Genomic DNA, 9,143 nt, shown 5'->3' with positions numbered 1-9,143 from the left:
CCCAATTACTATTTTGGGGTTTTGAATAAAAGATTCATAATCTATATAAGGTAAAAGTGAATTGGATTTCATCCCTCCAATTGTTACCATAATGCATTTAATACTAGGGTTTCGAATTAGATCATTTATCTCCTCTACTCTTTCTTTTATTGAAGCTGAACGATAGTAATCTGATCTTCTAGTAAGGTTTCCCTCAACTATTTTGTATCCCTTATTTTCTAGATATTTTTTCGCTCTAACATATGTCACATAACGTTTCACATTGCCGAAGTCTTTGAGCTGGACCCCAAATGAATGCTACTTGGCGGTACTTGCACCCAGTGAAAAGGTGTGGTGCTCTGCCCTTTCCTAGACACGTACCCACCAGCACCATTGTTGGAATGGCTTGTTATACGTCGTAACCCCCCCTATGGATTACGACGACGATTTAATTCTGCTGGTAACTCATATCTAAACTTTAATAATTCACGAATAAAGTTCAGAAGTTGTTGAGCATCTTTTTTGCTGATATTATTAATTAGATCAAAATGTGCCCCTTGGTTTCCAATCAACCTAACCTCTTTTGTCCACTCAGTGAGGGTTGGATGTATAATTACTGTACTACTTAAATTTGCTAACCTTTGTGCCAAGGACCCTGAGGTTTCTCCTTTATCAACTGCAATTGCCTCAAGAATTCTTCGTGCCATGACGGCAGAAGCCCTAGGGCAATTCGCTAATAATGCAGTTGTTGCTTCACTAAAGGCATTAGCAATTTCTTTAGGAATATCCGACGATAAGTTGAATTCAGGTAATGGCAACTCCTCCCCACGAGACCCCAAATTCTTTTTTTCTTTTAAAAAAGGTAAATCAAACATAATAAAAACTATTAATCATACTCTGATAGTTTTATGGTGTATAACGTATCCGTATTGCCGAAGTCCAGGGCTTAGATAGCTCTTATCTTAGGCACCTGGATTTAGGTGCAGCGATAACGGATTCGGCAATATATTGTTATCTGAATTCAGATGACTTACGTACTATCTGTCAAACTAATACTTTATAAAATGAAATTACTTCAGTAATTAATTATTTTTTATATCGGTTTCCAGTGTTAGAGTAAATAATAAAGAGAACACTTATTACGATAAATAAAATCCAACTGAAACTTGTAATCCAGGATATTTCAAATAATAATCCAAATGAAGATATTATTAAAATTCCGCCAAGAATGAATAATAATTTTCCTACAGCATTACACAAAGCAGTTTCATCATATTTTTCTTTTTTTTCTTTAGAAGAAATGTTAAATCCTGATATAAGAAAACTCCATTGTTTATATTTTATTAAATAACCAAATATAAATAAAACTATCGCTAAAATTAAATGACTCATATATTATACCTCCCTTATTAACATAAGTGTTTAATATGTAATACTTACTTATTTTAAAATACTACTCACAAATAACGTCTGATTTCCTATAACGGTTTTGGTAGTTAAGGTGTTTCACACGCTTTTTATAAAATGTATTAACTACCATGTTATCTGAAGTTGCGGATTTGACCCGCTGTTTGAATTCCTTTTCTTCATTATAAGAAACTGTCTAAGCCAAATATATTTAAACTCAATAATCTAAAATGGTATTTCATACTCATCATATTCACTTTTTTCATCTTCTAAATCATCATTATCTCTTTCACTATCATACTGTTCCCAAGTAACTCCATATGGAGCTCCTCCAGAAGTATATCCTGCAATAAAACTGAATGTTTCATCAGAATCTATATAATTTAGCATTTCTTCCTCTTCTTCTCTTTTCTTTTTCTTTGCTTCTCTTGCCTTTTGTCTAGCTTCTACAGTTCGCTTCAATTGTTCCTTATATTCAGGATCAATTTCATATCCCAATATCTCAAGTTCTTTAACTGCACATAAAATATCTACATTGAATCTCTTTCTATAACCCTTAACATAATTTTTACCTTCATATTTCTTAATCCAATTCCTTGCTACTTATAATCTTTGTTTTCTCTTTAACGTCATTTTTTTCTTTCTCTTAGCTTTTTTTCTAGGCATAATACCTCCATACTAATCATATGCTTACTATTATCATTTATATCTAGACCGAAACAATTCCTCGCAATTTTAGATAACGTCTCTGTGTTTACAACGTCCTAAAGGTAGACCGTCTTGGCGAAGCTCCGCTCCCGGTGAAGGGATGTGGTGCCTGACGGGCTTCCCTATGCTCTAGGATTAAGGTTACTGATCTTGCCCCCGGCACCCCTGCATAAACACTATGTTATCTGCTGTCCCGTGTCATCAAATCTACTATATCCACATCACCTTTTTTGTGTTTTATGTTTCATTTTATAAAGAATACAAAATAACTCAACTTAACATTATTCATCATCTTAACTACAAATTTAAATTTGTCATGATTATGCTTGAAAAGCGCAATGAATAAAATGTTTATTTCTTTTGCAAACATGACAATTCTTGATCAAACCATGTTTCAATGTCATATCGTATATCTAAAACAGAATCATCCAACGATATGGGAAGTCCACGACAACCGCCATCACAATGACCGATTTCTCTTTTTCTGCCGCATCCATATCCCTTTGCAATCAGTTCCTGCAAAATTGGAGGAAACGTTTTGATGGTGTCAGCGTATTCGTGCGTCTTTGTCGATTTCACATTGATATGATAGCCGTTGTTGAGGGAAGCGTTAATTCCCCATAAATCTTTCCGTTTATAACGATACTTCATATAGATATGAAACCCTTTTACTTCCACAACGCAGGTAAGTCCTTTATTCAGATAGCGCTGATGCAGTTGCAGAATGAAATCCTGCACATCTGCGGATAAAGGCTTTATCGTATCCTGCACGATGGAAAGCACATCGGTTTCATCCTTTTTCAATACCCTGTAATCACAGCGCAAAAAAACATTCTGGTTGACGAGGGTGCCATGGTCTATTTCGGCGATTGCCATGACCTTCAGGCCTGTCAGCATAGTGGGGTTATCTGGATATGTAATCTTTATGGTTTTGATGTCTGACAAGTTTTGCCTTTTTTTATTTATATCTATGCCGTCAATGCAAATACCGCAATCCGCCAGAAACCGAAGGCATTCAAGGTTTTTGGTAACAGACAACTTTGCATTGAATACGGTATTTACACAGGCGAGAGATTGAGCGTTTTCAACTGGCATGCCATGATAACCTATGTTCATTAGTATGGTGCTTACATTGTGCAGGAACGGATAATACACCGAAAGCGTGGTGCGGTTTTCATATTCATGAGCAACTTTTTTGCTATTATCATAGGCATCGCCTTTGGTGTATAAAACATCGTAAAGCCGAACCAAAAAGGCTCTGAACGCCAGAACGCCCTCACGTATGCTCTCTTCAACTGAAACATTTGTATATGCAGGATTAATCGCATATGCTTCGTGCGTTTCGGGCACCATAATTTCCTTCAAATAGCTTGCCACATCCTGAAGCGTTTTTCTCATGTGTTTCACCCCTTGTAATTTACTTTGCCTTATATCTCTAAAACCAATTTGCAAATTCCTATTTATCTGATTGTATATGAATAATTCATGTGTCACGTGATAGAACTTATATGATTTATCTAATTCGTTTTTAATTTGGGATTTTCTATTTCTTTTTTATTTATTTTTATGTTAATAGTCTACATTACCTTTAGGGATTACACATAACGTTTCTAGTGTCTTGCGACGGTCCACATAGTTTTTGTGGACTGTTGCAAATGCTATGTTATACGCAGTCCTTTAGAGTTTTTTCCTAAGGACTACTAGATCTCCTTCCCATTCTGGTATATATAGTCTGTTATCATAATAATCCATACTACAGATTAATGGTAAGTTTAACTTCAATGGATTTTCTTCCATTTCACTATTTCGTTTTCCCTTTTCTATACTGGTTTTACCAGCAATAGTTGAAATAATATTACTCCTTTTTTCAACCATTCTTACAACATAGTTTTGAGTATCTCCAATATATATATTTCCTTCTTCATCTAATGCTAATGACCAAGGTCCATCAAACTCAGCGTGTGGATTTCCTCCCAATCTTGCCTTTGTTGCAATGTCACCATCACCTTTATAGCCACATTCTCCTGTACCTACCACTAATTTAACTGTCTGTGATTTCAAATCTATCATACGCACTGAATAATTCTTACTATCCAAAACGTATATATTTCCATCTGGGCCACACTTTAGGTCATAAACCCAATTAAATTGTGCCAAATCAAAAGAAATATTCTCTTTTTGAAACCCTGGCTTACTATTACCAATACATCTTATAACTTCTCCATCGGAACTAAATTGCCATACCTTACAACCAGTAATCTCATTAATCCATATATTACCGTTATGATCATATAAACAATTCCCAATATCCTTCATCCCAAACTCTTCTCCATCTATTAGTACTGAAGTAGATCTTTGCTCAGGTACTATCTTATATACTCGTTTATTACCACTACTTGAAACTAATAATTCGTCTTTTCTATTTCCAGCTAAGAAAACTGGCTTTTGTATCTCAGCTTTTATATGATATTTGCTGTTGTATCTTTGAAAAGAACCTAATGTCCATTCCAATTCTCTATTCTCTCCAAAACATCCTATCCAATGATTATCATAATCCAAAACATATTGCTTTCCAAAATAATCATGAAAACCAAGATGTGCAAATCCCTTTCCCCATGATTTTTCTTGACTAAAATTAATTACTTTATCTACTACCCATTTCATTAAACCACCTCAAATCAGATTTTTCATAACGTTTCTAGTATATTGTGACGGTCCACACGCTTTTTGTGGACTGTCTGCAAATGCTATGTTACAAGATCGTCGTACTGGTGTAATAATGGTATCATATTCTGAAACAATACTCACTCGATAACCACCATAGGCATCATCATCCCTAATCGCATCAACACTATTAAATGTAAAAGTTACATCATCATCTATTAAATGTTGCAGATTTCTCTAATTGCTTTGGCAATTGATTCATTATCAATTGGATAGTTCTTGATAGTTGCATCTATATCCATAGTTGCTCTATTGTCTATTCCTACAAGTGCCACAATCAACATGCCACCTTTTAAAATAAACTTATCCTTATAGGCCGACTTGGAAAGACGCTCAAGAAATCGTTCTTTCAATATTATAAACTTTAATCTGGTTACCGAATGAGCTTTTAACTGATGCAACGCCAAGCTCATGTAATTCTTTTTTTACATAGTAAATTTTAAATCTATCTGCAACATTTGAAACAACCTTGTATCCACTCGGAACCGTAGCCGAATACTCGAATAGTGTACGATCTGATAAATCATGCATAAAAAGAACTGTCTCGTGGGAGTAAATTAATTTCGAATACTTTTTTTGCATAGCAAACATTTCATCTTCAATAGCATCAATAGCTACATATACGCCACGGTCACATCTTTCTAACTTACCTTCAAAAATCAATCTTTGAAGATATTTCCTTGGTATACCGTGTTTATCAAGATCTGCACTTAAAATCGTGCCATTTTGTCGTTTAATCAATTCTTCAATTTTTTCTAGGTAATTCATAACCATCACCTCCCGTTACAAATATACTTATATTGTCCTTCATTTAAGTATTTTTGTAAATTGGGTTTTACTCCATCGCATAAATACCGATTTTATATTTCTTCTTTATAAATAGCTTGATCTTGTCATACTCAATTGCTAAATTAACTTCTTGTTTTTTAAATAGTTTAACATTGCCACTTGTTCACTAAGTTTTAATCTATCGTCCATTGTATCTTCCTCTATTTTCCTTCTATTCAAAATATGAAATTTCTTTTTTCTCTTTTAAAAAGGTTCGAATATCTTCAACGGTCTCTGCTCTTCTGCATTCAGGTAATGCAATGGATTTAATAACAGCTCTTCAAAATTTGATGAGCTTAGTTGTCGACCTTGCTGATGGAATCAAGTCAGTGACAACAGAAACTGTAAAATGTCAAACTCAGCAATGGATTAATCAACAAGCCACATTTATCAAGGCTTTATTCGCTGATTTCTGCTGGGAAAGTTGAGTTATTCATTTTTATTCCTCCTGTTTATAAAGCTTTATAACAGAGAATGGACAACCCCAGGAGGGCAGGTTACTGACAGAATATAGTCTGCATTCAGACTACCAACCGAATCGTGTTTTTATCTCATAGCTCTTCTCTTTTTCTCTTTTATTATAGTATATCGATTTGTATCGATACAAATATCTTCACTTCTCTTATTCATTCGCCTTACCAAACTAACCGATATTTCAACAGTCGCCACTTCCGTCACAGAAATAACCAGCCATATTCCTATCATCAATGGGACGATCTCTGGCATAACTTTCACATGAGCTATGAAATCATTCCTGATATGTACTCTTTTGTTTTATTCAAGAAATTCAGCGTTCCCTTTTCAGCACCAAGAATCCTTTCAAGGGCTTCTTGATAAAAAGTAATCAGATCTTCCGCTTTCTTATAGAGTGTTTTATGGCCAGATAAGTATGATGAATCGGATATGATATCTGCTATTTTTTCTTTGCAAAGGGAGGTCAAACGTATATATAATTCGGCTGTTTCTGTAGCATTAGATGTTTTAAATGAACCCTCTTGTATTCCTTGAGTGATGATCAGTTCAATAAATTGTTTGTTAATTGATAGGGATTTTTGCATAAACTTTCGAGCTATAAATGCATTTTCATCCCGTTTCTGTAATGCATATAACGGATAATAAGCTGATTGATTTTCTTCTCTCAATTGATGAGTTGCATTAAAAATATGCTCCAGTTTAGATACTGCAGATAAATCATTTCTGTTGGCAATATCTTTAACCACTGTTTGCATTTTCTCTGTCAGTTGATTGACGATTTCATGAAGGAGTGCTTCTTTTGATTCAAAATAATAGTAAAAGGCTCCTTTGGTAATATTCATTTGTTTTAAAATATCGTTGATGGATGTTTTTCCATATCCTTTTGTCTTAAAGATTTCAACAGCCGTTTCGAGAAATTCTTTCTTACGCTCATCACCTTTTTTGGCTATCCACATGTTCATCACCTCCTTTTACTCTCAATCCATTCTAATATATAATCCAAAGCAAGCTGAACATTGCCTACTTGACAATGATGAGAAGCCGACTCACTTTTTGTAAAGATTCTTCCTGACACAGACTTTGCTTGAACAAGAGCATTTTTCTGTTTTTCGAAAAAATGTGTATAGATATCATCTTCACCTGCTAGGAGAAGGGTATCTTGAATAATGTATTTGGATATTTTTTTAGTATGGTATTTTTTCATGGATTTTATATAGTGATGAATAGAATGAACACCATACACATGATACCCTTGTAAAATTAGCCAGTGAAGAAAAAGATTATCAGATACCTTTTTTTCTGCTTTTTTCCAAAAGGCACTTTTTTCAAAGAACATGAAGAATCCAATCATAAGCTGTAAGGTCTTAGGGAATTTGCTTATAAAAGCTTTGTAAAAATCATAGATAATATCATAGAGAACCACACGCCCAATCCTTTTCTCGTATGCAGCCGCTCGAGCTGCAAGATAACCACCTAATGATATTCCAATTAAGGTTACATCATTTATGGCATAGTAATCAAGAATCTTAGAAACAGGCTTTTCCCATTCATGTGTTAAGGTTAGACCATATTCATTAAGGGCACCGCCTTGGCCGGGGCCTTCAAACATGATAACATCATATCCCTTAGCAACAAAGGTTTTGCAAAATGGATAAAGTTCTTGTATAAAAGAATCATATCCTCCATGTAGTAGAATGAATCCTTTACTGGGTTTATCCGTCATAAGACGCATGACAGGTAAGTATCCCTCATCATAAGGAACTTTTTCATAGATAATGGGCTCATCCCTATAGGCTTTACTATAGGCTTCAATACATGCAGTATATAAGAGCTTTTTTTCTGGATCATTACCCAACGAGAAGAATTCAGCAGCACGAAGATAGGTGGCACCAGTCAGCCAATTATCATTTTTAATAGCTTTTTCACCTAACTCTTTAAATGTTTTTTTCGAATCCTCGAAACTATGAATACTTTTAGAGGCTTCCTCTAATTCAGTGTAGCTTAAGAATCCGGTTGTATACCAACGGTTCATCTGAAAATTTAATAGATTATTTTCGTGAAAATCATGGTATCCAATTGGAAATTCAAATGTCATTACTTTCACTTCCTTTCAAGAAACATACCAATGGTATAATTATACTAGTAGTATGTTGTAAAGTCAATAAGTAACTTCATGCCCCATACCATTGGAGTGGAAAATTAACTAGAAAACTCAAGTCATGTAATGTAAATAAAAATATTAATGAGTGAATATGACATACTATTGTCATATTTTTAATGATATATTAGAGTAGAGTAAACCACTATATAGATTGCAATAAATCCTTTACATCATTTCGAACGTATCAAAACAGCTACAGAAGTCTGTTAGACTAATCACTTAATAAATTCATAGTTCTTATATTTTTTATGTAACTTATTAATTATAAATCATAGAAGATAAAGTCATAGAAGAAAATATGAGGTGAAGAATGATGTCAAATTTAGATGTTAGGATAGGTTACACTTAATTAGACAGTAAAAATAAAACCACAGAGAGCTAAAAAACGCAAAATACGATAAGCTTTGAAACAGGGTTCTTAGCCCTCTTTTTATTCCCTTTCTCATCGATTGAAGTGGTAAATGACGGTATTTCAGTTATCAATAATGAATCTCCGCTTTCAGACAGCTTACTATGATAACCTATGTCAGATAATAGGTCTGTAATCCTATATAAAAACGGATAGTCTGTCCCATTCCTCGGATTCTTTTTCAGCTTGAAATATAAATGCCCGTCTGAGATGAGGTGGTCACAAAATAAATATAAAAAATCCCTGAAGGCAATAATGCCATTTCGTATATCTTCTTCACTTGCAACGTTTTCAAACATGGGTTTCAGCTCATAAGTCTCGGGGATATTCGCCGGTATCAAGTTCTTTAAGTATTTAGCGAGTTCACTGATGGGTTTTTGTGTTACTGGACCGTGATATGTGCTCATTTTTTAGCTCCTTTCTCATCTTGCATCAAATTAACTAGTGAATTAT

12 protein-coding genes are annotated in these 9,143 nt (G+C 34.2%); all 12 read right to left on the bottom strand.

All coding sequences use genetic code 11. The features are described 5' to 3' along the window. Positions 1–261, bottom strand: a 261-nt coding sequence (locus GOQ27_RS12100; RefSeq protein ID WP_203367132.1) for an LD-carboxypeptidase, incomplete at its 3' end; no start/stop codon positions are given. 146 nt (positions 262–407) lie between these two features. Beyond that, positions 408–818, bottom strand: a complete 411-nt coding sequence (locus tag GOQ27_RS12095; RefSeq protein WP_203367131.1) for a DUF4145 domain-containing protein — start codon at positions 816–818, stop codon at positions 408–410. A 247-nt stretch (positions 819–1,065) separates the two neighbouring features. Beyond that, complete coding sequence (locus GOQ27_RS12090) at positions 1,066–1,371, bottom strand: DUF3784 domain-containing protein (protein WP_203367130.1); 306 nt, start codon at positions 1,369–1,371, stop codon at positions 1,066–1,068. A gap of 240 nt (positions 1,372–1,611) precedes the next feature. Continuing rightward, on the bottom strand, positions 1,612–1,884 hold the full coding sequence (locus GOQ27_RS12085; protein WP_203367129.1) for a hypothetical protein: 273 nt from the start codon (positions 1,882–1,884) through the stop codon (positions 1,612–1,614). A gap of 561 nt (positions 1,885–2,445) precedes the next feature. Further along, entirely contained in the window at positions 2,446–3,492 is a 1,047-nt protein-coding gene (locus GOQ27_RS12080) for a hypothetical protein (RefSeq protein WP_203367128.1), read from the bottom strand. A 279-nt stretch (positions 3,493–3,771) separates the two neighbouring features. Continuing rightward, positions 3,772–4,758, bottom strand: a complete 987-nt coding sequence (locus GOQ27_RS12075) for an NHL repeat-containing protein (RefSeq protein WP_203367127.1) — start codon at positions 4,756–4,758, stop codon at positions 3,772–3,774. A gap of 218 nt (positions 4,759–4,976) precedes the next feature. Beyond that, positions 4,977–5,102, bottom strand: a complete 126-nt coding sequence (locus tag GOQ27_RS17200; protein WP_252187832.1) for a hypothetical protein — start codon at positions 5,100–5,102, stop codon at positions 4,977–4,979. Between the two features lie 49 nt (positions 5,103–5,151). Further along, positions 5,152–5,586 carry a type IV toxin-antitoxin system AbiEi family antitoxin domain-containing protein gene (locus GOQ27_RS12065; protein ID WP_203367126.1) on the bottom strand — a complete coding sequence of 145 codons (435 nt, stop codon included), beginning with the start codon at positions 5,584–5,586 and terminating at the stop codon, positions 5,152–5,154. Between the two features lie 606 nt (positions 5,587–6,192). Then, entirely contained in the window at positions 6,193–6,381 is a 189-nt protein-coding gene (locus GOQ27_RS12060; protein WP_203367125.1) for a hypothetical protein, read from the bottom strand. Positions 6,382–6,386: 5 nt separating this feature from the next. Next, the gene (locus tag GOQ27_RS12055) at positions 6,387–7,076 is read right to left on the bottom strand and encodes a TetR/AcrR family transcriptional regulator (RefSeq protein ID WP_203367124.1); all 690 of its coding nucleotides are present in this window, start codon (positions 7,074–7,076) and stop codon (positions 6,387–6,389) included. 5 nt (positions 7,077–7,081) lie between these two features. Then, on the bottom strand, positions 7,082–8,215 hold the full coding sequence (locus tag GOQ27_RS12050) for an alpha/beta hydrolase (RefSeq protein WP_203367123.1): 1,134 nt from the start codon (positions 8,213–8,215) through the stop codon (positions 7,082–7,084). Positions 8,216–8,659: 444 nt separating this feature from the next. Next, complete coding sequence (locus GOQ27_RS12045; RefSeq protein ID WP_203367122.1) at positions 8,660–9,097, bottom strand: hypothetical protein; 438 nt, start codon at positions 9,095–9,097, stop codon at positions 8,660–8,662. Between the last annotated feature and the right edge of the window lie 46 nt (positions 9,098–9,143).

Origin of the sequence: Anaeromonas frigoriresistens, from assembly GCF_016820655.1 — a bacterium.
Taxonomy (GTDB): Bacteria; Bacillota; Clostridia; order Tissierellales; family SIT17; genus Anaeromonas; species Anaeromonas frigoriresistens.
This window is presented reverse-complemented; position numbering and strand designations above follow the sequence as displayed.

Excerpts from the sequence above, each read along its gene's own strand:
- GOQ27_RS12090 (WP_203367130.1), bottom strand. The coding sequence starts at position 1,371 with ATGAGTCATTTAATTTTAGCGATAGTTTTATTTATATTTGGTTATTTA.
- GOQ27_RS12080 (WP_203367128.1), bottom strand. The coding sequence starts at position 3,492 with ATGAGAAAAACGCTTCAGGATGTGGCAAGCTATTTGAAGGAAATTATG.
- GOQ27_RS12075 (WP_203367127.1), bottom strand. The coding sequence starts at position 4,758 with ATGAAATGGGTAGTAGATAAAGTAATTAATTTTAGTCAAGAAAAATCA.
- GOQ27_RS17200 (WP_252187832.1), bottom strand. The coding sequence starts at position 5,102 with ATGTTGATTGTGGCACTTGTAGGAATAGACAATAGAGCAACTATGGAT.
- GOQ27_RS12065 (WP_203367126.1), bottom strand. The coding sequence starts at position 5,586 with ATGAATTACCTAGAAAAAATTGAAGAATTGATTAAACGACAAAATGGC.
- GOQ27_RS12055 (WP_203367124.1), bottom strand. The coding sequence starts at position 7,076 with ATGTGGATAGCCAAAAAAGGTGATGAGCGTAAGAAAGAATTTCTCGAA.
- GOQ27_RS12050 (WP_203367123.1), bottom strand. The coding sequence starts at position 8,215 with ATGACATTTGAATTTCCAATTGGATACCATGATTTTCACGAAAATAAT.
- GOQ27_RS12045 (WP_203367122.1), bottom strand. The coding sequence starts at position 9,097 with ATGAGCACATATCACGGTCCAGTAACACAAAAACCCATCAGTGAACTC.